Consider the following 23,384-nt stretch of genomic DNA (forward strand, 5'->3'; position numbering starts at 1 on the left):
GGTGCATGTTAGCGGCCGGGTTGTCGACTGATCACGACGGTGTGCACACTGCGGCTCCCATGACCGCTGCGCCGGTGACGGCCGTCATCATCCATCGTGACCGACCCGACGCGGTGGGCCGAACGGTCGCCGCGTTCCGCGAGCAGACCGTGCCGACCCGGGTGATCGTCGTCGACAACGGGTCACGGTCCGACACGCAGGATGCCCTGGCCGGTCTCGTCGGCGACGCCGAGGTCATCCTCACCGGCGAGAACCTCGGGTTCGGCCCCGGCGGCAACGTCGGGCTGCGCACCTTCCTCGCCGGGGCGGGGGAGTGGGTCGCCGTCGCCCCCCACGATGCCCTCCCGGATCCGGACACGATCGAGAAGATGCTGGCGGCGGTCGAGGACCGTCCCCGGGTCGGCCTGATGAGCGCCGACGTCGGCGACGGCATGCGGCCGATCATCCAGCCCTACCTCGGCACCATCGACGCGCCACCGACGGTCGAGGAGGGGTTCGACCCGGCGGACTATCCCCACGGCACCCTGATGATGTGCCGACGGGCCTGCCTGGACGAGGTCGGCCTGTTCGACGAGCGCTACTTCGCGTACTGCGAGGAGAGTGAGCTCGCGATCCGGGCGGCCGACCGGGGGTGGGACTGCGGCGTGATCCGCGGCGCAATGGTCCGCAACCCGGGCATGAGCGCATCGATCGAGCGGGTCGCCTACCTCCAGCTGCGCAACACGCTGCTGATGCTGCGCGAGCACTACGGCCGCAGGAACGCGTGGTTTCGCATCGCCGTCGCGCTCGTCCAGATCCCGGTCGGCATGGTGCACGTCCCGTCCCGCGGTCTGCACTGGTCGCCGCGGGGCCGCCTTCTCGGCATCCGCGACTATCTCCGGGGCCGTTTCGGCCCACCTCCGGCCGACGTCGGCGGCGGTTGAGTCTCAGTCGGCCCGCACGGGCGTCGTCTGGCGGAGCTTCGGCAACACGATCGCGGCGCTCTGCTCGGGCGTCGGGTCCGCGATCATGCTCGGCGCGGGAAGCACCGGATCCTCGGCGGTCGGCTCGGTGACCGGCTGGACGCCGTTGATCTGCCGCTGGAGCAGACTCTCGATGATCGTCGGCGGTTGCGGTTCCGAGAAGAAGTACCCCTGCCCGAGCTCACAACCGATGTCCAACAGGCGTTCGACCTGGTCCGCGCTCTGGACCCCCTCGGCGAGCGTTGCGATGCCGAGCGCCCGGGCGAGGGACACGACGTGGCGCACGATCGCCTCGTCCGACTCCCGCTCACCGAGCCCGGAGATGTAGGAACCGTCGAGCTTCAGGAGTTCGAGATCGAAGTTGCGCAGATGGCTGAGCGACGAGTAGCCCGTGCCGAAGTCATCGAGGGCGAGACCCACACCGAGTTCGCGCGCCGCGGACAGGGCGGTCCACGCCGCCCGCGGATCGGCGATGAGTCCGGACTCCGTCAGTTCGAGATAGAGCAACGACGGATCGATGCCGGAGGCGAGCAGTGCCCCGCGGAGGTCGTCCACGAAATCCGACTGACCGATCTGACGGGGCGACACGTTGGTGGTGACCCGCAACGGCGGTTGGCCCTCGGGCACGAGAGACGCCCAGCGAGCGGCCTGACGACAGGCCTCCTCGATGACCCAGCGACCGACCGGCACGATGAGTCCGGTGTCCTCGAGCGAGCCGAGGAAGTCGCCGGGCGGGATGAGGCCCCGGTCGGGATCGTCCCAGCGCAGCAGGGCCTCGCACCCGACGATGCGGTTGGCCCGTAGGGCGAGGATCGGCTGAAAAAGGAGGCGGAACTCCCCGTCGGCGAGCGCTCTTTGGAGGCGACGCTCCGCGGTGGCCGGCGTGAGACGGGCGCGCATCGACTCGGAGAACACGGCGGCGCGGTTCTCGCTGTGCTTGGCGTCGTACATCGCGGTGTCCGCGTCGTGCAGGACCTCCTCCGGCTCATCGGTGACGTCGCCGAACGCGACGCCGATGCTCGCCGAGATGCCGATCTGGTCGGCCCCGAGCTCGAACGGTGTCTCGATGACACCTACGAGATCCTTGGAGAAGCGAACCGCGTGCTCGGCCGTCTGCGGCGCCGGATCGATGATGACGAACTCGTCGCCCGCATAACGGGCGACCCAGCGATCGTCGCCGGCGGTACGACGGAGACGCTCGCCGACGGCCGCCATCAGGCGGTCGCCGACCTCGTGACCGTAGGTGTCGTTGACCGCCTTGAACCCGTCGAGGTCGATGAAGATCACCGCGGCCTTGGTGTGGTGGCGGCGGGCGACGCGGAATGCCTCCGGGAGGACCTCGCGCAGGTGCCGGCGGTTCGGGAGGCCGGTCAGCGCGTCGTGCAGGGAGAGGTGGGTGAGCTCACGCTGGGCACCGACGGCATCGCGATAGCGACGGAAGGCGAACACGGACGCGCCGAGCGGCACGACCGTCGTGAGGGCGATGATCCCGTTGGCGTTGATGCCACTGCGATCCGCGACGCGGTCGAGCACGGCGTCCGGCACTGCGAACGCGATCGCCAGGACGCACAGGATGGTGCCGAACACCACGATCCAGGCGAGGTCGGTGCCGGCCTTGTGTTCCGTCTCGACGAGATGGTCGACGCGTAGGGCGTTCGGCGACGAGTCACGTTGTCGACCCACGTCCTACCTCCTCGGTCGGCTCGCGCCCGGATGGCGAGGGCTCCTCCTTCCCGTCGGCCGTAGGCACGCGGGTCTTGAGCCTCCTGGTCTTGCGGGATGATGACCTCGCCACGCCCGGTTCGGCGCCGGCCGTACCAAAATCAGCGGTGTGAGGGGCTGGCCCGTCGGGGTGAACCGAGCAGGGCCACGAGCAGACGGGCGTAGTGGTAGGCCAGCCGGAACGGTCGCTGCGAGGGAACCCCGCCGGCCCGCTCCCGCATCGCCGTCGGTACCTCGACCACACGATGACCGGCGCGGCAGGCGTTCACCAGGGTCTCCACGCTGTCCATGTACTCCACCGGGTACTCCGTCGCGAAGACGGTGAGGAGCGGGCCCTGCACGGCACGAAAGCCCGACGACGTGTCCGTGAAGCGCTGGCCCGTGAGGGCGCGCACGCCGAGCCGGAGCAGCCCCATCGCCGCCCCGCGGCTCCGGCCGACGTCATAGCCGCCGGCCGCGAAGCGACTGCCCACCGCCATGTCGGCGCCGTTGTCGAGGGCGGCGAGGAGGACCGAGATCTGGTCCGCCCGGTGTTGACCGTCGGCGTCGAACTGGACCGCCCGCTTGAACCCGTTGTCCGCCGCGTACCGATAGCCGGCCCGCAGCGCGCCACCGATGCCGAGGTTGAAGGGGAGCGCGACGCAGGGAACGCCGGCGCCACGGGCGACCGAGGCGGTCCGATCGTCGCTGCCGTCGTCGACGACGACCACCGCGAGGTCCGGCACGACGTCGGCCAGCTCGGCGAGGACTGCCGGCAGCGTTTCCTCCTCGTTGAACGCGGGGATGACGACGATCGCGTCGGCGCCGGCCCCGTGGCTCATCCCGCGGACTCGCTGATCTCCTCGTGGTACTCCGCTTCGACGTTGACCTCCCACACGTCGTGGGTCGTACCCGACACGATGTTCTCCACGGTCAGCATCGCGGTGTACATCGAGTGGTCCTGGTTGTTGTACCGATGCATGCCGTTGCGTCCCACCGGATGGACATTCGTGGCGTGTTCCTCCAACCAGCGGCGAAGGATCTCCACGTTCTCCTTGTAGGTGGCGTCGTACATCGGATACGCCTTGGGCATCCGGACCACGTAGCCCTTCTCGACCCGGTCCTCGGCCAGCAACCCGAGCTCGATCATCTCGCGGGTGCCCCGTTCGACGAGCGCGGCGTCGTCGCTCACCCACAGGTCGTCGCCCTCGTTCACGAAGTACTCGAGGCCGAGGCAGGTCTTGCCCGGTTCGGGGATCATCTCGGGCGACCAGGAACCGAAGTTCTGGATTCGGCCGACGGACACCTCGGGGGCGTGGATGTAGATCCAGTTGTCGGGGAAGCCGTCCTCCTCCGGGACCACGAGCGCGACCGTGAGGAAGTCCCGGAAGTCGAGGGACTTCGCCGCGAGCTGGATGTCCTCCGGCGCGGGCGGATCCATCGCCTGCACGAGCCGAGGGATCGGCATCGACGAGACGACCTCGGTGCAGGCGTGCTCGACCGGTCCGTCTGGGCCCTCGGTGACCACGTGGGTCGCGCGGCCGTCGCGATGGCGGATCCTGGTGACCGGCTGACGGAAGTGAACGTCGCTGCCCTGGGCGACCACGAGCTCGTGACAGCGCTCCCACATCATGCCGGGACCGTGGCGGGGGTACTCGAACTCCTCGATCAGGCTCGTGATGTCCTTCTGGTTGCGGCTCGGCGTGATCGCGTTCCAGATGGCGCCGAAGAGGCTGAGGTTCTTGATCCGCTGGGCGGCCCAATCGGCCTCCAGTTCGTCGGCCGGCACGCCCCACACCTTCTCGGTGTAGGTCTTGAAGAAGGTGCGGTACAACCGCCAGCCGAAGCGGGCCGCCACGTAGCCCTCGAACGTCGACTGGTCCTCCGGCGGCCGGAAGCGGACCCACACGTAGGACAGCACGCAGCGCAGCGCTTCGATGATGCCGAGGTTTCCCAGCGCATTGAACGCCTTCAGCGGATAGTCGTAGAACTTCCCCTGGTAGTAGATGCGGCTCATCCGGGGCCGGAGCAGGAAGTCCTCGTCCGGCAGGATCTCGTGCCAGAGGTTCTGGACGGGCTTCACCTTCGTGAAGAAGCGGTGGCCGCCGATGTCGAAACGCCAACCGTCTCGCTCCGCGGTCTGCGAGATGCCCCCCACGACGTCGGTGGCTTCGAGAACCGTCGCGGTGCGACCGGCCTTGCCCAGTTGGTAGGCCGCGGTGAGTCCGGCCGGACCCGCGCCGATGACCACGGTCCGAGCCGCCGTGTCGTTCCTCGTGTCGTCGCCCATGCGCAGCGCCCCCTCCCCGGGGCCGCCGGATCTTACCCGTATTCGCGGTTCGGCCCATTCCCCGCGCGACACTCGGCCGATGCAGATCACGTGCCCCCGCTGTGCCACGCCGACCGACGTCGACTTCTACGGTCCGTGCAACTCCTGTCGGGACGAACTGCGGGCGACGATGGGGGCCGACGGCAGCGCGGCCGCGGCGGTGGAGTACGAGCCGAAGATGAACGTCACGCCCAACGCCGTCGCCCTGAAGGACGACTGAGCCTCGAGACCGGGACGAGAAAAGGAGAGAAAAGGAAGAGACCCCGAGTAGCCTCCCGGCTTTCACCGGTCAACTCCTCGGGGCCTCGTGTCGGCTCCTTCACCTGGCGTGTGGCCACTCCCGTCGGTGTGTCCTGCCATATGGGGCCCTCCCTTGCGGGGATTGCCCTGAATCCCGGGTCCGAACGTCTCGGTCCCGTGAACCTGAATCAACCGTCGTACCTGGCGGTACCGGTCCGCTCCGACCCGCTGCCACCCCCGTCGGAGTGACCTCGTCTCGATGCGACCCTGACACGTACCTGCCTTCGGGTGTGTTCCCCCTCCCGGCCTCGCACCCCACGGTGCGCTCCTGACGGTGGCGGACCCTCCGGCCGGCGCTGCCTCCCCGTCGCTCCCGGTGCCCCCGTCAGGACGCTCCGTTCGCTCCGGCTCGACACCTCCGTGCCTCCGGTCGACCCGCCGGCTCCCTCTCGGGCTCCGGCCTGATCTTGCCGTGTCTCTGCGCTCGCTCCGCCCCCGAGGAACCCGACCCGACCCTCCGGGCTTGCGCCCTTCCTGTCGTCTCGGCGTCCCGGAGACCTTGCTCCTGCGTCGACAAGAGGCATCCTGGGGCGGCCGGGGGCGGCGGTCAAGGGGTCCGGGCGAAATCCCCAGGGATCGGTGGGTAACCCACCGGATATCCCCAAGTCAGTCGGCGTTCTCCACAGTTCCGACCACAGCCGAGCTCGGGGCAGGGGGGTCCGGGAGGGTGAAATCGGCGTATCGATCGGCGTGCCCGATGACGTCGTCGACGTACGCGCTCGAGTTGTTGTAGCCGAAGTAGGCGCGGCGCAGGTTGGCCCGACTCGACAGGTCCCCACCGATCGCACAGAGGTATCGGCCGGCGCTGTACGCGGCGTCGTACATGTTCTGCGGGTCCGCCCAGCCGTCGCCGCTACCGTCGCGGCCCCGGAGCAGCCACGTCTCGGGGATGAACTGGAGGGGGCCGACGGCGCGGTCCCAGACGTCGTCGCCGTCGAACTCGCCGTCGTCGGTGTCGTGGATCGCCCGCACCCCGGGGCCACCGTCGAGGGGGATGCCGATGATCGGGCGGTCGACGCGGCCGTCCGCGCGCAGCGTCCGCCCGCCGTAGCGGCCGTGACGACTCTCGATCCGGGCCACCCCGGCGATCATCCACCAGCGCGCGTTGCAGCTCGGCCAGACGTCGGCCAGCAGGTCCTCGGCGTTGAGGTAGGCGTCGAGGGCGACGACGGAGAGGTCGAGTCCGGGGATCCCGGCGGTCCAGCGCGCGCTGCGCACCGCCACTGCGGCGGCATCGACCTCGGCGAGCAGGGCGGGGACGGCGGTCTCGCGATCGCCGATCACCTGCGACGTCGACTCGATCTCGGCGGCGAGCTCGACCTGGCGGGCCAGGAGGTCGAGCTGCTCGCGCTCCGTCGAGCTCTGCCGGGCGAGGAGCTCGTCGCGGGTGGAGAACTGCACCTCGTCGACCCGTTGGCTCAACTCGGTCGACCGAGCCGCATCGGTGGCGAGGCTCGGGTCGTCCAGCCCGACCAGATCGTCGGTGCCGAAATTGAGGAAGCGGTCGAGGGCGCGGGCCCGCAGGATCACCTCGACGTCGGCGATGCGATCGTCGAGGGCGGCGACCTCGGCCGAGATGGCGGTGTAGTCCGTCTCGACACCGTCACGTTCCTCGGTCAGGGCGACGAGACGCTCCTGGGCCGACCGCAGGCGGCGGGTGTTGTCGTTGACGGCGAACAGGGCGGCGTCGAAGCGGTCCACCGCCGCCTGCCAGGTCAGACCCGTGAGTTCGAGCGCGATGATGCGGGGATCCAGGCGGTCGTCGGGGATGAGCAGGGCGACCGACGCCACCGCGTCCTCGGACGCCGCGGCAGCCGGTGCGGGGCCGTCATCGCGCAACGAGATCGCGGCCGCGACGATGGCGACCACCAGACCGATCGCGCACGCGAGCATGGCGGTGGACGCATAGTCGCCCCGCCGCCTCGGGCCATCGCTTCGGTTCGGAATCACGGGATCGCCACCTCATGGACCCGTTGGTCCAGGATCGCCCGCGTGACCCGGAGGACACTCTACCCAGTCGGCGTGGCGTCCGGCGGACCCCACCACTCGCCCCGTTCGACCAGTACGGCACGCAGATCCTCGGGCCGATCGGTCATGATGCCGTCGACGCCGAGATCCAGCAGTCGGTGCATTTCCGTGGGGTCGTTGATCGTCCACACGTGCACATGCGTGCCCAGCTTGTGGGCGTGGCGCACGAGTCGCTCGGTGACGACCGGGACACCCCGCACGGACACCGGCACCTGGAGGGCGTCGAACCAGCGGGCCGGCGTCGGCACCCCGCGACTGCGCAGCACGATCGCCGCGGTCTGGCGGGGCCCGGCGCTCACCGCGAGTCGCTCGCCCACGAGGGCGCGCACCGCGTCGATGCGACGGTCGCTGAACGACCCGACCATCACCCGGTCGACGGCGTCGGCCCGCAGGATGGTGTCGGCGAGCGGTTGCACCGCGGCGCCCGCCTTCGGGTCGAGATTCAACCGGGCCTCCGGAAACGCCTCGAACAACTCCTCGAGCCGCATGATCGGTTCGCTACCGTCCACCCGCGCCCGCCGCACGTCGGCCCAGTCCATCTCGGCGATCACCCCGGTTCGATCGGTGACGCGGTCCAGGCGGTCGTCGTGGAACGCGATGGCGACGCCGTCGCGGGTGACATGGACGTCCGATTCCAGATGGGTGAAGCCGAGATCGAGCGCATGCCGGAACGCCCGCTCGGTGTTCTCCGGATGCCGCTCCGCACCGCCGCGGTGGGCGAAGGCGATCGGATGGCCGACATCGAGATACGGATGGATCCTCGGCACGGGGTCACCGTAGTTGGCTACGGTCGCCTCGTGAGCCCCGCTGACCGACTGGCCGATCTGTTGTCGAGCGGCGCGGACGTCCCCCTGGCCGAGGCCCTGTTCCTGCTGGCCGAGGCCCGGCCCAGCGGCGGGCCGCCCGCCGCGGTCGGCATGGATGCGCTCGACGCGATCGCGCTCGCGTGCCCCGATGCCACGGTCGAGGGCCTGATCCGGCATGTCTTCGTGGATCAGGGATTCGCGGGGGATCGCACGGACTACCACGACCCGCGCAACAGCTATCTCGACGAGGTCGTCCGCCGGCGGGTCGGCATGCCCATCACGCTCGCGGTCGTGCTCGTGGAAGTCGGCCGGCGTCTCGGGATCGAGCTCGTCGGCGTCGGCCTGCCCGGCCACTTCCTGGTGCGCGAGCGCGACGACCCGGAGGGGTTCATCGACCCGTACCACTCAGGCGCGCGGATCGGGAGCGACGCCTGCATCGCCCGCTTCCGTTCGATCCACGGCGACGGCGTCCGGTTCCACGAGAGCTATCTCGACCCGGTGCCGAGTCGGTCGATCGTGCACCGCGTGCTCAACAACCTCACGGTCACGTTCCGCAGTCGGAGTCCCCGCGATCTCGACTGGCTCCTCGACCTGCGGCTGCGGATTCCCGCCGATCCACCGGACCTGCGGGCCCTCGCCGACCTCTGCGAACTCCGGGGGCGCTACGACGACGCCGCCCTGCTCCTGGACCGCGTCGGCGCGACCGTGGCCGAAGAGGCGGCGCGAGACCGGATCAGCGATCGGGCGCTGCGCCTCAGAGCCCGGCTCAACTGAACCGGTCGCCCGCCCGAAGTGGTCGGGCCGGCACCCTGCGAGGGGGTAGATTCGGGCCCATGCACCGACGGACGAAGATCGTCGCGACGATCGGCCCAGCCTCCGAGGACGAAACGACGCTGCGCGAGATGATGCGAGCCGGCATGGACGTCGCCCGTATCGGGCTCGCGCACGGCACCATCGACGACGGCCTCGAACGCTTCCATCGGATTCGCTCCGTCGCCCGGGACGAGGGTCACCGGGTCGGCATCCTCGTCGATCTGCCCGGCCCCAAGGTCCGCGCCGCGAGCTTCGGCGAGGACGGCGTCGATGTGCCCACCGGCCACACCGTCGAACTGCGCACCGGCACCGACGCGTCGACGGCCGAGGTGATCGAGGTCGACTACGAGGGCCTCCACGCGGACATGCAGATCGGCGACCGGTTGACGGTCGGCGACGGTGGCGCGGTGCTCGAGATCGCCGAGAAGTCCGTCGACAAGCTGCTCGCCACGGTGGCGTTCGGCGGCCGCCTGCGGGGCCGCCCCGGCATCCATGTGCCCTCGGACCGGTTGCAGATGGCCACGCCCACGGCCGACGACTTCGTCGCGCTCGACGCCTTCGTCGACGCCGGTGTCGACATGATCGCCATCAGTTTCGTCCGCTCGGCGCACGACATCCGCCGCGTCGGCACCGAACCGCACCCGCGCGGCCCCTTGCTGATCGCGAAGATCGAGACCCGCGCCGCGGTCGACAACCTACGCGGCATCATCGAGGCGGCAGGGGCGATCATGGTTGCTCGCGGCGACCTCGGCAACGAGTGCAGCCTCGAGGATCTCCCGCATCTCCAGAAGCAGATCATCCGGGACTGCATCGCCGGGGGTCGACCGGTCATCACCGCCACCCAGATGCTCGAGTCGATGGTGTCCAGCCCGGCGCCCACCCGCGCCGAGGCGTCCGACGTCGCCAATGCCGTCTTCGACGGCTCCTCTGCGGTCATGCTCTCCGGCGAGACCGCGATCGGCACGGACCCCGTGAACGTCGTGCGCACGATGAGTCGGATCGCCCGTCGGGCCGACGAGGAGATGGACCACGACTCATGGGCCAAGAACCTGGCCGACCTGCGCATGACCGACGAGACCGCCGGTGCCGCGTCGGTCACCGATGCCATGACCATGGCGACCTGGCGGGCCACCCAGGAGCTCGGCATCGAGCACGTGTTGTGCATCTCCGGTTCGGGCTTCACCGTCCGGTCGATCGCCCGCTTCCGACCCGAGGCCCAGATCCTCGGCTTCTCGGTCAACGAAGCCACGGTGCAGCAACTGACGCTCAGTTGGGGCACCACACCCATGCTGATCGCCGAGCGCGAGAGCAACGAGGACATGGTGCGCGAGGCCATCCGCCACGCGAAGGCCGAAGGACACATCCGGTCGGGCGAGTCGGTCGCCGTGCTCGCCGGCTCGGACAGCCGCAGCCGGTCGACCAACGTCCTGCGTATCGAGCGAGTCCCGTAGACGCGGCGGGCTACGCCTCGACCTCGAGCGAATCCCGACAGCCGACATCCCCGTCGGCCAGCCGGACGCGTACGTCCTCCGGGAGTTGCTCCCACGGAACCTCGACGTCCTGGCCGTAGAGCGAGCACGCACAGGTGCGGGCGCAGTCGTCGAGATCAGCGCGCTGCACCCACAGCGACAGCCCGATTCCCGCGAGCAGCAGGAACAGGGCGACCTTCAGCACCACCCGCTGGACGAAGCGGACGACGACGTACATCAGGTAGAGCAGCACCGCCAGCACGACCAGGATGATCCACTGGAGCAGTTCCGGATCGAGCCAGTCGGGGAGCGCGGCGAGAAGCACCCAGCGATGGTAGAGCGCCGTGCTCATCGCCTGGTGGCGCCTCGGTAGGCTCGGGCCATGACCGACGTGAACCTCTACCGCTCCGGCCCGCCCGACACCGTGCTGTCGCCCGAACCCGCGGAGGCGGAGGCGGCCCTGGAGGCCGCCTTGGTCGCCGAGGATCGGATCGCCGCGATCGGCGCCGTCTGTGCCCAGTGGCCGACCTTCCTCGCCGCCTGGGCGTCGCTGGGCGACGCCGTCGACGAGCCCGCCCTCGCCTACGCCGCGTACCGCACCGGCTACCACCGCGGTCTGGATCGTCTCCGGGCCAGCGGCTGGCGGGGGAGTGGCTTCGTCCGTTGGGGCCACGAGACCAACCGGGGATTCCTCCGGGCCCTCAGCGGCCTCCAGCAGACCGCCGCGGCCATCGGCGAGACCGACGAGGACGAGCGCTGCGCCCTGTTCCTCAAGCAACTCGATCCCGACTGGCCGCCCGCCGCGTGACCCGACCGTCGCTCGGGGGCGCCGTTCTGGCCGGTGGCACGTCGTCGCGGATGGGCACCGACAAGGCGCTCATCGAGATCGACGGACGCGCCCTCGTCACCACGGCGGTCGCCGCGCTGACCGCGGCCGGTGCATCCCCCGTCGTCGTGGTGGGCGGCGACCGACCCGCGCTCGAAGCGCTCGGCGTGACCTATGTGGGCGATCGCTGGCCGGGCGAGGGACCCCTGGGTGGGATCATCACCGCGCTCACCGCGATGAGCACGGACCTCGTGGCCGTGCTCTCGTGCGACCTCACCGACGCCTCCAGCATCGCCGTGCGGTCCGTCGTGGGCGCCCTGGGCGACGCGGACGTGGCCGTGCCGGTGGTGGACGGCCACGCCGAATGGCTCCATGCGGTGTGGCGCCGATCCGCGCGGCCAGCGCTCGAGTCGATGTTCGCGTCCGGCGTGCGGGCCCCCCGCCATGCGGTCGACGGCCTGCGGGTGGCCCAGCTGCTCGACGGTGATCCCTGCTGGTTCCACGACGCCGACCGGCCCGAGGATCTCCCGTCCGGCTCCCGGTGAGCGTCCCCGGGGGCGCGGATGGGTACCATCGCCCGATGGAGATCCCGGAGATCAACGTGGACGAACTCGAGCGACATCTGGCCGGTGGCGCGTCCGTCGTCGATGTCCGCGAGGACGACGAATGGGCGACGGCGCACATCCAGGGCGCGACGCTCGTGCCCCTCGGGACCGTGCCCGACGAGCTCGAGGCGTTCCCGACGGACGCCACCGTCTACGTCATCTGCGCGAAGGGCGGTCGCAGTGCCCGGGCCGTGGAGTTCCTCCGGTCCCACGCGGTCGACGCCGTGAACGTGGCCGGCGGCATGGGGGCGTGGTTGGACGCCGGGAAGCCCGCCATCAGCGGCGCCGGCGGCTGATCGCCGGTGGCCGACTATCGCATCGTCGACACCGACGCCGGTCTGGCGGAGGTCGTCGATGCCCTGCTCGCCGAGCCTCGGTATGCCCTCGACACCGAGTTCCATCGCGAACGCACGTACTGGCCGAAGGTCGCACTGGTGCAGATCGCCTGGCCCGGCGATCTCGTCCTGATCGACCCGCTGGAGGTCGATCTGGCGCCGCTGCGAGCGGTGATGGAGTCGGACGCGGTCGCCGTGCTCCACGCGGCGTCCCAGGATCTCGAAGTGCTCGAACTGGAGTGCGGCGCGGTGCCGAGGATCCTTTTCGACACGCAGATCGCCGCCGGTTTCCTCGGCATGTCCACGCCGTCGCTCGCGTCGCTGCACGAACGGGAGTTGGGCTTCTCGCTTCCGAAGGGCAGTCGGCTGACGGATTGGCTCGAACGACCGCTCGCCACGAGCCAGCTCGACTACGCAGCCGCCGACGTCGAACGGCTGCTCGACATCCACGATCAGCTCATGGCCCAGCTCGAGGAGCGGGGCCGGGTCGGCTGGGCGGCCGACGAGTGCGAGATCATGCGGACGCGGTGGCGGGGCCCGCGGGACCCCGACGAGGCCTGGCGCAAGATCAAGGAGGCACGGCACCTCAAAGGCAGGCCGCTCACCGTGGCCCGCTCCATCGCGGCCTGGCGTGAGCGCCGCGCCGCGGAGATCGATCAACCCGTGCGGTTCGTGCTCAGCGACATCGCCGTCGTCGGGATCGCCCAGGCCGCGCCGAGCGATCTCGATGCACTCGCCAAGATCCGTGGCGTCGACAAGGGACTCGCCAAGGGCTCGCTGGGGCCGGCGATCCTCGAAGCGGTGGCGCACGGCCTCGCGTCGGACTGGCGTCCGCCCCGGGCGCCGAAGCGTTCCTCCGACACCCGGGACCTGCGGCCCGCCGTGGCCCTGGTCGCTGCGTGGGTGAACCAGCTGGCCCGTGACCGTGAGCTGGATCCCACCCTCCTCGCGACGCGAGCCGATGTCGAAGCCCTGGTCAGAGGGGATGACGACGCTCGACTCGCCACCGGGTGGCGGGCGGAGCTGGCCGGCGGCCCGATCCGCCGCCTCGTGGCGGGCGATGCGGCCCTCGCGTTCGAGGACGGTGCGGTCGTTCTCGAAGAACGATCCGGACGACCCGTCTCCTGACGTGGGTCCCCGGCGGGATCGGGGCTACAATCGAGGGTCTTGACGTTGTCGAACGGGAGCTCATCAGGTGAAAAAGGGGCGGCACCGGCGTTATGAAGAGGCCCGTGAGCTGAAGCGCTCACACGACGGCGACTTCGACGCCCTCCTGGAGAGCCTGTCGGACGACGACGACGAAGAGGTCAAGCCCGAGCACTTGGCGTGGGCCGACGAGTTCGACGAGCCGGCCGGGGACGATCCCGCCGACCGCGACTGATCCGCTGATCAGCCCCCCGTCTCGTCGAGGATCTCGTCGAGCTTGAGGATCTCGTCCTCGGTGACGACACCGATGAAGTTGCCGTCGCCGTCGGTGACGGCGAGCACGTCCATCTGGACCGAGTCCATCGCGGCCACGGCGTCGCGCAGCGTCCACGAAGGCAGCGCCGTCGGCAGGTCCGAGGCCATGGCGTCGCCGACGGTGGTCGTTTCCCATTCGTCGCGTTCCAGCTCCGAGATGTCCTCCAGGCGCGCCATCCCCATGAACTGTCCGCCGTCCACGACGGGCACGATGCGTTCGCGTCGACCGAGCACGTGCACGTACACGAACTCCGAGACCGACGCGTCGCTGGGCACCGTGAACACATCGGTCGACAGGATCGAGGTCAGGGGCAGTTCGAACCGCCGCTCGAGATGACCGAGGCGCTTGGCCCGTTGGTAGTCGGCCACCGATGTCGGGCCGGCGACGACCTGACTCACCGCCGCGGCGACGAGCGCGGGCACGACGAACGCGCCCACTCCACCCGTGGACTCGGCGACGAACATCACCGCGGCGATCGGCGCCCGATAGCCCGCACCGAGGAAGGCGGCGAGGCCGAGGATCGGGTAGAGCGCGGTGTCGTCCTCGCCGATGGCGGACCCGACGAATTCACCGAGGATGACGCCGAGAACCGCGAGCGGGATGAACATGCCGCCGACGCCACCCGCGTAGACGGTGGCCATCGTGGCCGCGATGCGGAGCCCGAAGAGGAGCGCGATCAAGCCGAGTCCCTGGTCGTCGACGACCCACCCCATCGCCTCGGTACCGGGGCCGAGGGTGAGGGGCTCGTCGAACGCCTGGAAGCCGACGAACGCCAGCACGGCGATGGCCCCGCCGCCGATGGCGAGCCGACGCCCGACCGGCGTGGTCTTGGCCCCGGACTTGGCGAGGCGGATGAGGTAGGCGAAGCCGCGACCACCGAGACCGGCGGCGATGCCGAGCAGCAGGGCGCCGGCGAGATCCGCGAGATCGACACCCAGGACGGAGACACCACCTTCCTCCTCGAGCAGGACCGACCCCTCCGCGAAGAACGGGATGACGGGCTCCGTGCCGACGAGCGACACGAACGTGGCGTAGCTGGCGGCCGACGCCAGCAACGACGGCAACAGGGCCTGAGGGGTGACATCGTCGCGGTAAGGCGCCTCCATCGCGAAAATCACGCCGGTCGCCGGCGCCTTGAACACCGCCGCAACCCCCGCCGCCGCTCCCGCGGTCAGCAGCAGCCTGGCCTCGTCCCGGCGGAGCAGGCCACCGGTCTTCTCGTGGATCCAGAGGCCCAGCGACGAGCCGGCGTAGATCGACGGGCCCTCCAATCCGGCCGCACCGCCCAGACCGATCGTCGAGACACCGGCGAGCAGCTTGCCCGGGAGTTCCACGATGGGCAGGCGCGGATGGCGGTCGTGGAACACCCGGATGTACTCGTCCGACGTGGATCCGCTGGTTCCCCGCCCGATGAAACGGAGGATGAGTTGGGCCAGGGTGATACCGACGAGGGGCGCGGCCATCAACACCCACAGGTCCTGCTCCAGCAACCACTCGAGCAGGACCGGCTGCGTGACCGCCTCGAACATCGCGACCACGACCGCGACGACGACACCCGTCGCCACGGAGGCCGCCAGCAGTCTGAGGTCGTATCCGCCGGTGACGGCGGCGAGGTACTTCTTCACGTGCCCCCTTTCCTACACGCCGGAGCGGGGCGTGACACCCATCCCGACCAGGGGCGATGCCGGTGCTACCCGCGAGCGGCGCGCACGGCGGTGTCGACCGCGGGGATGATGTCGTCGACCGAGGTGATCGGCACGACCTCCCGACCGTTGGCCCGGGTCTCGAGATCGAGCCGCAACTCGGCCGGATCACTGCGCTTCAGTCGCTGGGGCACGTCGACGAGCACATGGCCGAGCACGATGCCGTGGAGCCGACTGTTGTCACCGCGTCGGCGCGGATGGATGTATTCCACCGGGCCGGCGAACAGCGACCCGCTCTCGGCCCGCACCGCGGGCACCCGCATCCCGCGCGCCTCCAGTTCCTCGATGATGGCGAGGAGGACGCCGTGCTGGACCCGGGTGCGCCGGTCGCAGTAGGGCGACAGTTCGTCCAACGACAGCGGCTCGTTGACCCGATCGAGCATCTCGAGAGCGGGACGGTAGGCCGCGGACGTCTTCCCCGAGCGGGTGCGCTTGATGGCACGGGCGGTCGGGCGACCGCTCACCCGGATCGCTTCGAGCGAACGATGGTCGAGATAGCGGCGCGCGACCTTGGCGTTGGCGCGGGCCCGGCGCAGGCCCTCGTCCTCGTAGCTGTCGTCTCCCACCATGTCGACGCTCGCGCCCGCCGCAGCGATCGACTGGAGGGCGCCGACGAGCACCTGGTTCTCGTCGATGTCGTAGGCCCGCCGCGTGGAGGAGCACACGTACACGTCGCGATTGCCCAGGCTCGACGCCTGAGCGGCGAACGTCTCGCTCCACTGCACCGGGCCGCGCAGTTCACCCACACAGCGTTCGTTGTGCGTGCCGACGGAGGTCTTCAGCGTGCGCAGCGTCTTCGGCATGCGGTACAGCAGGGTCTCCGCCTCGTCACACGTGGCGACAAGGACGCCCACCAGCTGCTCGACGACGTCGGTCGACAGGCCGAGCAGCGCATCCACGGTCTCGGCCGTGTCGAACGGCCGCGCCAGCCGGTTCCAGAGCTCCGCCGTGGCCTCCTGGGTGGCCGCGAAGGGGTCGATGCGCGGCGTCGTCACACAACCAGCTCGACGCCGAGGATGTCGCTGATCGTGCGCTGGGCCTCGAGCTGCTCGGGGGCATCGAGGTGCTCGGCGACCGTGCGGTACAGCGTCATGGCCCGGCGCTCCTCCATGCCCTCGAACTGGGGGAGGAAGTAGGCGTAGAAGACCTCGTAGAGCAGCCGCGACTCGGTGATCCCGTCGCGGGACCGCCGGGCGGCGTACTTGGCGGCGTCGAGGTAGACGGCCGGTCCGAGATCGGTGAACTCGCGTAGCGGGAGCAGGCGTTGCACGACCTCGCCCTTGCCCTGGAGGAGCTGGCGGTACGCACCCTCCGGCGGCGTGCCGACCTCGATGAAGGCGAACCGGCGCATCAGGGCGTAGGACATCTCGAAGAGCAGGTTCTTGTCGAACACGTTCATCGTGGCGAGGATCCGCCAGTTGGCCGAGACGCGGATGACCTCGGTGTCCTCGGGGGCCTCCACGCCGCTCGGAACCAGCGACAGCGGGTGGGGCTGACCCTTGCGCTTGAAGGGCAGAACGACGGCGGAGCCCGACAGCACCGTGAAGAGCTGGCCGAACGCGCGGTCGAAGTTGGATCGGTTGAGTTCGTCGATGACGAGCCAGCGGCCGGACTCGATCGCCTCGACGAAGAGACCGGGTCGGAAGATGAGTCCCTCGGCGGTCGGCTGCAGACCACCGATCGTCTCGAAGGTCGTCCATTCCGTCGTCGCCGTCGTCGGCAGGTAGCCGGTGCAGAACATCGACTTCCGGGCGACCTCCGAGGCGATGTAGGCGAGGGTGGTCTTCCCGGTTCCCGGAGGTCCCGTCAGGATGACGTGTTTGCCGGAGTCGATCGCCGCGACGAGCTGGTCGATCACATAGGCGGGGAACAGCATTCCCGCCTCTTCGGCGGCGGCGTTCAGGTCATCGCTGGTGAAGGCAGTCACGACGCTCCTTTCGGCCGGAACGCCGTGGATCTGAGCGGTCAGGCGTCCGGATCTGCTCGTCGTCGCACCTGCGGGTGGGGGAGGAACACCGACGCGGTCGGGTGGGTGGCCTCTCGGTGGACCAGATAGTCGACGAGCCGTTCGTACGCGTCGTCGCCGACCAGCTCCACGATCTCGTCGCGCAGACTCCGCCACACCGGTCGGTCCTCGCCGAACGCCAGGGGGTCGTCGGTGCACCACCAGGCGAACTCGGCCCCACCCTCGCCCCAGTCACGGCGTTTCCACTCCCGAAGCAGGTGGGTTGTGTGGCCGTTGTCGTCGGTCCATTCGTCGTAGCGCAGGGGGAGCTGCCAGCAGACCTGCGGCTTCCAGTCGAGCGGTCGTTCGCCCCGCCGCGTCGCCGCCTGGTGGAACGCACAGCCGGCCCCCGCCGGAAAGCCCGGGCGGTTCAGGAAGATGCACGCATCGTCGACCGTCCGGGTCACCCAGTCGCCGTCCTCGTTCGTCGTGAGTGCGCCGCCCATCTCGTCGGCACGGTCGCGCAGCTCCCACTCGTCGTCGTCGAGCTCGGCGGCGCGGGCGAGGGTGCTCTCACGGTCGGCGTCGTCGACGAAGTGGGCGCCGTAGGTACAACAGCCGTGCTCGTACTCCGGGGCGGGCTCGGTGAAGACCCCGGGACAACCGCGGCCGTAGATGCAGCCGTAGTTGCTGGTGAGGAACGTCACGTCGAACTGCCACGCGTTCCCCGCGTCGTCCGTGAAGGCGACCCATTCGTGGAGCTCGTCGGCGTGGAGATCCTCATCGTGCATTGCGGCGACGGTAGCCGGGCGACGAACGGATACCGTCTCCGTCGTGGCAGGAGAGTTCGACGAGATCCGAGGGCGACTGGAAGTCATCGCCGAAGAACTGGCGGACCTCGCGATTCTCCAGCTCCGCGAGTCGATCGACGCCGGCGGTCAGGAGCTCCCGGTCGACGAGAAGCGCCTCACCCGAGCGCGTCGCGCGGTCGAGAAGGCCATCCACCTGCTCGACGAGCCGGACGACCCCTTCGCCTGACCGGTCTCGGCGGACCGACCCCTCAGCTGACGGGCGTCGCGTCGTTCAGGGCGTCGATCATGCGGCGCACGCCGGCCCAGCTGCGACGATCGAAGCGGAATGCGATGCGATGCAGCTCGAGATGGTCGTCGTCTCGCTGCTCGGCCTCGGTCGCCTCGATCCGTTCGATCTCACCCCGGGCGAGGACGTAACCGAAATCGGCGTTGAGCCGGGCCAACTCGTCGTCGCCGACGGGCCGATTCAGCCGCAGCACGAGACGGTTCCCGACGAAGCGGATCGAGTGATAGGTGCGATAGAAGCGGCACACCTCCTCGACGGCCTCGTCGATGGAGTCCGTGACCATCACGAGGGCCAGGTCGTCGGGGGAGATCAGTCCCGGCTCGCGCAACTCGATCTCGACGAACCGCCGCCACAGGGCCCAGTAGGTGCCTCCGGGCGGATCGAGCAGGACGATCGGAGCCGGATCGGACTTGCCGGTCTGGATGAGGGTCAGCAGCTCGAACGCCTCGTCCATGGTGCCGAACCCGCCAGGCAGCATGACGAAGGCGTGTGACTCCTTCATGAACATGACCTTGCGGGTGAAGAAGTACTTGAAGTTGATGAGCTTCGGATCGTCGGCGATCACGGGGTTCGCATCGGATTCGAACGGCAGCACGATGTTCACGCCGAAGCTGTTCTCGGCACCGGCTCCCTCGTGGCCGGCCTCCATGATCCCGGGACCCGCACCGGTGATGATCATCCAGTCCCGCGCCGCGATCGCGGCGGCGAAATCGTGGGCGCACGTGTAGGCCGGATCGCCGACCTTCGTGCGCGCACTCCCGAAGACGGTGCACTTGCGAATTCCCTCGTAGGGAGCGAAGACGCCGAACGAGTACCGGAACTCCTTGACGGCGGCCGCGACCATCTTCAGTTCACCGCGGTCGACGTCCTCTCGGGAGAGGCGGACGGCGGACACCATGAGCTCGAAGACGAACTCGCGGTCACGCTCGTCGAGGTCGGCGATCAGGGCGACGATGGCATCATCGAGCGCAGGATCGCCGGTGCGATAGGTGGAGGGATAGTCGGGCACGGGCGAGAACGATACCGCTCAGCGGTCGCGCAGCTCGCGGCGCACCATCAGCTTGAGCCCGGACCAGTCGTCGTCGACCGCGCACACCTTGATGTCGACCAGCCCTCCGGGCAGGACGACCTCCCTGACCTGGTCTTCGGTCAGGTCCGCGAACATGGGGCTCGACTTCTTCGGCCAGCAGATCCAGATCGAGCGATCCGGGAAGGCGAGCTTCCAGAGCTGCCCGGCACGGCGGTCGAGATCGCGACGGGTCCGACAGAACACGAGGCTCACGTCGGGCTTTCCCCGGGCACCCCTGCGGATCTCGACATCGGCCGGCATCGGGTCGAGCAGGTCGTCGATGTGTTCCGGCGCATCGACGAGCGCCACGATGTGGCCGTCCTTGATCCCGAGCTTCTTCGGGAGCGGCGTACCGCTGTAGCCGGCGGGCATCAGATCGTCATCTCCGGCACCGGGTGCTTCCCGTCGAGTGAGCCCGATGCGGCGAGCGGCCGGAACCGGACGAAGGCCGACTCGTGGTGGAAGTCCTTCTCGGCCTGACGGGCCATGGCATCGGCATGGCCACCGGGGCCTCGCACGGTCATCGCCATCGCCGCGAAGTCGTGCCACCACGACAGCGTCATCAGGGTGCGGCGCTCCGGCGCGGCCGCCCCGAACCCCCATGACAGCCCGGGAGAGGCGATCACGTGCTTCTCGGCCATTGCACCGGCGACGAAGAAGCGCCGGGCCTGGAGGAGCCGGAGACGGGCGATGGTGAGCACGAACGACGGACCGTCGTGCACAGGGTCGGCGGCGGTCGGAAGGTCGGCGGGAAGGCCGGGCCAGCTCCCGATCGCCCGCACCGGCGCCGCGTCGATGCGCACCCCGGTGAACGTGTCCGGGCCCCACGGCGTGTCGGCGAAGGCCGCCTCGGCGTCGTCGGCGTCGTCCCAGAAACCGAGATGGACCACGTGGCCGAGCATGGGGCGGGTGCCGCCCGAGCCCAGCGGCGCCGGCACCGCAGCCGCCGCGTAGCGCAGGCCGGGCGTGTCCTTCGCCGGTCGGGAGCGACGCAGCGCGGGAACGCCGCGGAGACCGGGCTCGGCGAGATGGACGGTCAGGTGCATGCGTTCATGCTCCCGCGACCGGGATGACCGTGCGCACGCGGCGGGTCGTCGTGAGGGGCAGCGCGTCGAGGTCCGGGCGTCCGTAGAGCGTGGTGCGCTGCACCAGCCGGCGCCCGAGGGGCTCGACGACGGCGCGGAAGTCCTCAGGGGTGACGCCCGTGCCGTGGTCCGCGCCGGCGGCGCGGGAGATGTTCTCGTCGATGAGCGTGCCCCCGAGGTCGTTCGCGCCCGACTGCAGGAGTTGGGCGATCGAGCCGAAGCCGAGCTTCACCCAGGATCCCTGGATGTTGTCGATCCGGCCGCGGTAGGCGATCCGGGCGACGGCGTGCATGAGGAGCACCTCGCGCCAGGTGGGCCCGCGGCGAGCCATCTTGCGCAGGTAGATCGGCGAGGCCATGTGCACGAAGGGCAGGCCGACGAATTCGGTGAATCCGCCGGTCTCCTCCTGCAACGCCCGCGTGCGCAGGATGTGGTGGACCCAGTGCTCCGGTCGCTCCATGGACCCGAACATGATCGTGACGTTCGAGCCGAGGCCGACGGAGTGGGCGACACGATGTGCCTCGAGCCACTCCTCGGTGTCGATCTTGTCGGGACAGAGCGTTTCGCGCACCTCGTCGTGGAGGATCTCGGCGGCCGTTCCGGGCAGCGACCGCTGGCCCGCGTCCTTCAACCGCGTGAGGTAGTCGGCGAGCGGCTCGTCGTTGCGCTTCGCGCCCTCCGTCACCTCCAGCGCCGTGAACCCGTGGATGTGGATGTCCGGCACGGCAGCGTGCACCGCCTTGGCGACGTCGATGTAGTACTCGCCGTCGAAGTCGGGGTGGATGCCGCCCTGGAGGCAGACCTCCGTGGCACCGAGCGCCGCTGCCTCGATCGTGCGGTCGGCGATGTCGTCGAGCGTGAGGAGGTACGGCGTGCCCCGCAGGTTCAACGAGAGCGGCCCCTTGGAGAAGCCACAGAACCGGCACTTGAAGGTGCAGACGTTCGTGTAGTTGATGTTGCGGTTGGCGACCCAGGTGACGTCATCGCCGACGATGTCGCGGCGCAGGTCGTCCGCCACCTCGGCGACCGCCGCGACCTCGGGGCCCCGCGCCCGGAACAGGGCGAGGATCTCGTCGAAGCCGACGTCCTGGCCGTCGCGCACGCCCTGGAGCACCTCACCGACCGCGCCGCCGGCTCCGGCCCGGCCGGGCACGAGCACCTGGGGATCGCCGCCGGCACCCACGTACCACTGGGTCGACAGGTCGCCGACGAGGTCGAACTCGGCGCCGTCGTCGACCTTGCTGCGTTCCATGGTGCGCTCCGGCCACACCGAGCCCGGATCGTCACGGGCGAAGCCGTCGCTGTCGGAGCGGTCCATGACCGGGAAGTGGAGCGCCTCGTCGATCCAGGTGTCCGGGTCGCACGCGTAGCGGGGATGGACCGTGAGCCGGGGTGCGAGGGTGAGCCCCTTGGCCTCGGTCACCTCCCGCAGGCGGTCGAGGTCGGGCCACGGGCGCTCGGGGTTCACATGATCGGCGGTGACGGGGCTCACGCCGCCCCAGTCGCTGACGCCGGCGTCGAGGAGGTCACCGAAGTCGTCCGACAGGTTGGGCGGCGCCTGGACCGCGACCTCCGGGGGAAGGATGATCCGGGCGAGGGCGATCGCCTCGAGGTGGTCCGGACGGGGGCAGGGCGGCGCGTTGTGCATCGCGGTGCCGTCCTTGGGCAGGAAGTTCTGGACGATCACCTCCTGCACATGCCCGTGGCGTTCGTGGGCCGCCGCGATCGCTTCGAGCGCGGCGACACGGTCCTCGCGGTCCTCGCCGATGCCGACGAGGATCCCGGTCGTGTAGGGGATCTTCTGCTCGCCGGCCCATTCGAGCGTGTCGAGGCGGCGCTGGGGCACCTTGTCGGGGGCGCCGCGATGGCAATCGAGGTCGTCACGCAGCGTCTCCACCATCATCCCCTGGCTGGGGGACACGGCGCGAAGCCTCGCGAGCTCGTCGGCATACATCGCGCCGGTGTTGGCGTGGGGAAGCAGGCCCGTCTCGTCGAGCACGAGCCTCGCCATTGCGATCACATAGTCGACGGTGGACGAGTAGCCGTGGCGCTGGAGCCAGTCCGTCGCGACGGGATAGCGCTTCTCCGGGCGTTCGCCCAGCGTGAAGAGCGCCTCGTGGCATCCCATCTCCGCCCCCCGGCGGGCGATCGCGAGGACCTCGTCGGGCGACAGGTACGGCGAGTCGAGTCGGGCCGGCGGCTGGGCGAAGGTGCAATAGCCGCACTTGTCCCGGCACAACATCGTCAACGGGATGAACACCTTGGGGGAATAGGTGACGACGGAGCCCGTCGCGTCGTCGCGGATCGCCCGCGCCCGGGCGGCGAGTTCGTCGAGCCCGAGGGCCAACAGGTCAGGTCGCGGCATGCGCGGTCTCCTGGTCGGGAAGGCGACCGGGACCCGGTCGCGACGAGATGGATGTGGGGGCGACGGGTTCGTTGCAGACGACGCACCACGGCTGGAGTTCGAGGCGGGTGTCACACGGTGTGTGCACGAGTTCGGTAGGGGCATCGCCGTCGCCGCACCATTCGTCGCCCCAGCGCATGAGGGCGACGAGGGCGGGGGAGAGGGCCCGCCCCTTGTCCGTGAGCCGGTACTCGTGGCGGACCGGTCGATCCTGGTACGGGACCTTCTCGACGACGCCCGCCTCGACGAGGGCGGCCAGGCGGTCGGTCAGGAGGTTCTTCGCAATACCGAGGTCCGACTGGATCTGCGAGAACCGGCGGACGCCACGGAACACATCACGCAGGATCAGCAGCGTCCAGCGGTCACCGATCACGTCCAGGGTGCGCTGGATCGAACAGTCGTCCTGCCCCGGGTCTCGCGTCGCCGTCATCGGGTTGGCACTCT

25 protein-coding genes are annotated in these 23,384 nt (G+C 69.8%); 10 read left to right on the plus strand and 15 right to left on the minus strand.

Annotation, left to right across the window (positions count from 1 at the left end; genetic code table 11):
* Positions 1–59: 59 nt before the first annotated feature.
* On the plus strand, positions 60–923 hold the full coding sequence (locus R8F63_07030; GenBank protein ID MDW3218351.1) for a glycosyltransferase: 864 nt from the start codon (positions 60–62) through the stop codon (positions 921–923).
* Between the two features lie 3 nt (positions 924–926).
* Here the strand turns inward: R8F63_07030 and R8F63_07035 are convergent, their stop codons facing one another.
* The 3 genes from R8F63_07035 to R8F63_07045 form a co-directional block, all read right to left on the minus strand.
* Complete coding sequence (locus tag R8F63_07035; protein ID MDW3218352.1) at positions 927–2,645, minus strand: EAL domain-containing protein; 1,719 nt, start codon at positions 2,643–2,645, stop codon at positions 927–929.
* Positions 2,646–2,785: 140 nt separating this feature from the next.
* Entirely contained in the window at positions 2,786–3,505 is a 720-nt protein-coding gene (locus R8F63_07040) for a glycosyltransferase family 2 protein (GenBank protein ID MDW3218353.1), read from the minus strand.
* Positions 3,502–4,953 carry an NAD(P)/FAD-dependent oxidoreductase gene (locus R8F63_07045; GenBank protein MDW3218354.1) on the minus strand — a complete coding sequence of 484 codons (1,452 nt, stop codon included), beginning with the start codon at positions 4,951–4,953 and terminating at the stop codon, positions 3,502–3,504. Before R8F63_07045 ends, R8F63_07040 begins: the two co-directional genes overlap by 4 nt.
* 79 nt (positions 4,954–5,032) lie before the next feature.
* Here R8F63_07045 and R8F63_07050 point away from each other — a divergent pair, with 79 nt between their 5' ends.
* The gene (locus R8F63_07050) at positions 5,033–5,212 is read left to right on the plus strand and encodes a hypothetical protein (protein ID MDW3218355.1); all 180 of its coding nucleotides are present in this window, start codon (positions 5,033–5,035) and stop codon (positions 5,210–5,212) included.
* Between the two features lie 686 nt (positions 5,213–5,898).
* Here the strand turns inward: R8F63_07050 and R8F63_07055 are convergent.
* Together R8F63_07055 and R8F63_07060 are read right to left on the minus strand one after the other, a co-directional pair.
* Positions 5,899–7,242 carry a lytic transglycosylase domain-containing protein gene (locus tag R8F63_07055; GenBank protein MDW3218356.1) on the minus strand — a complete coding sequence of 448 codons (1,344 nt, stop codon included), beginning with the start codon at positions 7,240–7,242 and terminating at the stop codon, positions 5,899–5,901.
* A 59-nt stretch (positions 7,243–7,301) separates the two neighbouring features.
* Positions 7,302–8,087, minus strand: coding sequence for a glycerophosphodiester phosphodiesterase (locus R8F63_07060; GenBank protein ID MDW3218357.1), 786 nt, complete (start codon positions 8,085–8,087; stop codon positions 7,302–7,304).
* A gap of 30 nt (positions 8,088–8,117) precedes the next feature.
* Between R8F63_07060 and R8F63_07065 the strand changes: the two genes are divergently transcribed.
* Together R8F63_07065 and pyk are read left to right on the plus strand one after the other, a co-directional pair.
* The gene (locus R8F63_07065) at positions 8,118–8,900 is read left to right on the plus strand and encodes a transglutaminase-like domain-containing protein (protein ID MDW3218358.1); all 783 of its coding nucleotides are present in this window, start codon (positions 8,118–8,120) and stop codon (positions 8,898–8,900) included.
* 59 nt (positions 8,901–8,959) lie between these two features.
* The gene (pyk, locus tag R8F63_07070; protein ID MDW3218359.1) at positions 8,960–10,390 is read left to right on the plus strand and encodes a pyruvate kinase; all 1,431 of its coding nucleotides are present in this window, start codon (positions 8,960–8,962) and stop codon (positions 10,388–10,390) included.
* A gap of 10 nt (positions 10,391–10,400) precedes the next feature.
* Here pyk and R8F63_07075 read toward each other — a convergent pair whose 3' ends face one another.
* Positions 10,401–10,733, minus strand: coding sequence for a hypothetical protein (locus tag R8F63_07075; GenBank protein MDW3218360.1), 333 nt, complete (start codon positions 10,731–10,733; stop codon positions 10,401–10,403).
* A gap of 57 nt (positions 10,734–10,790) precedes the next feature.
* On the opposite strand from R8F63_07075, the gene R8F63_07080 reads away from it, so the two are divergent.
* The 5 genes from R8F63_07080 (at position 10,791) to R8F63_07100 (ending at position 13,555) form a co-directional block, all read left to right on the plus strand.
* Positions 10,791–11,216: a DUF3151 family protein gene (locus R8F63_07080; protein MDW3218361.1), complete on the plus strand. Its 426-nt coding sequence runs from the start codon at positions 10,791–10,793 to the stop codon at positions 11,214–11,216.
* Positions 11,213–11,779: a molybdenum cofactor guanylyltransferase gene (locus R8F63_07085; protein MDW3218362.1), complete on the plus strand. Its 567-nt coding sequence runs from the start codon at positions 11,213–11,215 to the stop codon at positions 11,777–11,779. Before R8F63_07080 ends, R8F63_07085 begins: the two co-directional genes overlap by 4 nt.
* A gap of 35 nt (positions 11,780–11,814) precedes the next feature.
* Positions 11,815–12,135 carry a rhodanese-like domain-containing protein gene (locus R8F63_07090; protein MDW3218363.1) on the plus strand — a complete coding sequence of 107 codons (321 nt, stop codon included), beginning with the start codon at positions 11,815–11,817 and terminating at the stop codon, positions 12,133–12,135.
* Between the two features lie 6 nt (positions 12,136–12,141).
* Positions 12,142–13,302 carry a ribonuclease D gene (locus tag R8F63_07095; protein ID MDW3218364.1) on the plus strand — a complete coding sequence of 387 codons (1,161 nt, stop codon included), beginning with the start codon at positions 12,142–12,144 and terminating at the stop codon, positions 13,300–13,302.
* Positions 13,303–13,369: 67 nt separating this feature from the next.
* The gene (locus R8F63_07100; GenBank protein ID MDW3218365.1) at positions 13,370–13,555 is read left to right on the plus strand and encodes a hypothetical protein; all 186 of its coding nucleotides are present in this window, start codon (positions 13,370–13,372) and stop codon (positions 13,553–13,555) included.
* A gap of 8 nt (positions 13,556–13,563) precedes the next feature.
* Here R8F63_07100 and R8F63_07105 read toward each other — a convergent pair whose 3' ends face one another.
* From R8F63_07105 to R8F63_07120, 4 genes are all read right to left on the minus strand, one after another.
* On the minus strand, positions 13,564–15,261 hold the full coding sequence (locus R8F63_07105; protein ID MDW3218366.1) for a chloride channel protein: 1,698 nt from the start codon (positions 15,259–15,261) through the stop codon (positions 13,564–13,566).
* Between the two features lie 65 nt (positions 15,262–15,326).
* On the minus strand, positions 15,327–16,334 hold the full coding sequence (locus R8F63_07110; protein ID MDW3218367.1) for a hypothetical protein: 1,008 nt from the start codon (positions 16,332–16,334) through the stop codon (positions 15,327–15,329).
* The gene (locus R8F63_07115) at positions 16,331–17,266 is read right to left on the minus strand and encodes an AAA family ATPase (protein MDW3218368.1); all 936 of its coding nucleotides are present in this window, start codon (positions 17,264–17,266) and stop codon (positions 16,331–16,333) included. Before R8F63_07115 ends, R8F63_07110 begins: the two co-directional genes overlap by 4 nt.
* Before the next feature lie 38 nt (positions 17,267–17,304).
* Positions 17,305–18,075, minus strand: coding sequence for a hypothetical protein (locus R8F63_07120; GenBank protein MDW3218369.1), 771 nt, complete (start codon positions 18,073–18,075; stop codon positions 17,305–17,307).
* Positions 18,076–18,118: 43 nt separating this feature from the next.
* Between R8F63_07120 and R8F63_07125 the strand changes: the two genes are divergently transcribed.
* Positions 18,119–18,322 (plus strand): hypothetical protein, encoded by a 204-nt coding sequence (locus R8F63_07125; GenBank protein MDW3218370.1) that lies wholly within the window; start codon positions 18,119–18,121, stop codon positions 18,320–18,322.
* Positions 18,323–18,344: 22 nt separating this feature from the next.
* Here R8F63_07125 and R8F63_07130 read toward each other — a convergent pair whose 3' ends face one another.
* From R8F63_07130 to R8F63_07150, 5 genes are read right to left on the minus strand one after another with little or no spacing between them, the layout of a single operon-like run.
* Positions 18,345–19,391 (minus strand): TIGR00730 family Rossman fold protein, encoded by a 1,047-nt coding sequence (locus R8F63_07130; GenBank protein MDW3218371.1) that lies wholly within the window; start codon positions 19,389–19,391, stop codon positions 18,345–18,347.
* 18 nt (positions 19,392–19,409) lie between these two features.
* Positions 19,410–19,823 (minus strand): DUF3052 domain-containing protein, encoded by a 414-nt coding sequence (locus R8F63_07135; protein ID MDW3218372.1) that lies wholly within the window; start codon positions 19,821–19,823, stop codon positions 19,410–19,412.
* Positions 19,823–20,497 carry a hypothetical protein gene (locus R8F63_07140; GenBank protein MDW3218373.1) on the minus strand — a complete coding sequence of 225 codons (675 nt, stop codon included), beginning with the start codon at positions 20,495–20,497 and terminating at the stop codon, positions 19,823–19,825. The genes R8F63_07135 and R8F63_07140 overlap by 1 nt, the downstream gene beginning before the upstream one ends.
* A gap of 4 nt (positions 20,498–20,501) precedes the next feature.
* Entirely contained in the window at positions 20,502–22,901 is a 2,400-nt protein-coding gene (gene cofH / locus R8F63_07145) for a 5-amino-6-(D-ribitylamino)uracil--L-tyrosine 4-hydroxyphenyl transferase CofH (GenBank protein MDW3218374.1), read from the minus strand.
* Positions 22,888–23,370: a helix-turn-helix domain-containing protein gene (locus R8F63_07150; GenBank protein MDW3218375.1), complete on the minus strand. Its 483-nt coding sequence runs from the start codon at positions 23,368–23,370 to the stop codon at positions 22,888–22,890. Before R8F63_07150 ends, cofH begins: the two co-directional genes overlap by 14 nt.
* Positions 23,371–23,384 lie beyond the last annotated feature (14 nt).

This window comes from Acidimicrobiales bacterium (genome assembly GCA_033344915.1).
Classification (GTDB): Bacteria; Actinomycetota; Acidimicrobiia; order Acidimicrobiales; family Aldehydirespiratoraceae; genus JAJRXC01.

Coding starts and splice junctions, on each gene's coding strand:
- R8F63_07030 (MDW3218351.1), top strand. CDS start 60: ATGACCGCTGCGCCGGTGACGGCCGTCATCATCCATCGTGACCGACCC.
- R8F63_07040 (MDW3218353.1), bottom strand. CDS start 3,505: ATGAGCCACGGGGCCGGCGCCGACGCGATCGTCGTCATCCCCGCGTTC.
- R8F63_07045 (MDW3218354.1), bottom strand. CDS start 4,953: ATGGGCGACGACACGAGGAACGACACGGCGGCTCGGACCGTGGTCATC.
- R8F63_07050 (MDW3218355.1), top strand. CDS start 5,033: ATGCAGATCACGTGCCCCCGCTGTGCCACGCCGACCGACGTCGACTTC.
- pyk (MDW3218359.1), top strand. CDS start 8,960: ATGCACCGACGGACGAAGATCGTCGCGACGATCGGCCCAGCCTCCGAG.
- R8F63_07080 (MDW3218361.1), top strand. CDS start 10,791: ATGACCGACGTGAACCTCTACCGCTCCGGCCCGCCCGACACCGTGCTG.
- R8F63_07090 (MDW3218363.1), top strand. CDS start 11,815: ATGGAGATCCCGGAGATCAACGTGGACGAACTCGAGCGACATCTGGCC.
- R8F63_07120 (MDW3218369.1), bottom strand. CDS start 18,075: ATGCACGATGAGGATCTCCACGCCGACGAGCTCCACGAATGGGTCGCC.
- R8F63_07135 (MDW3218372.1), bottom strand. CDS start 19,823: ATGCCCGCCGGCTACAGCGGTACGCCGCTCCCGAAGAAGCTCGGGATC.
- R8F63_07140 (MDW3218373.1), bottom strand. CDS start 20,497: ATGCACCTGACCGTCCATCTCGCCGAGCCCGGTCTCCGCGGCGTTCCC.
- cofH (MDW3218374.1), bottom strand. CDS start 22,901: ATGCCGCGACCTGACCTGTTGGCCCTCGGGCTCGACGAACTCGCCGCC.
- R8F63_07150 (MDW3218375.1), bottom strand. CDS start 23,370: ATGACGGCGACGCGAGACCCGGGGCAGGACGACTGTTCGATCCAGCGC.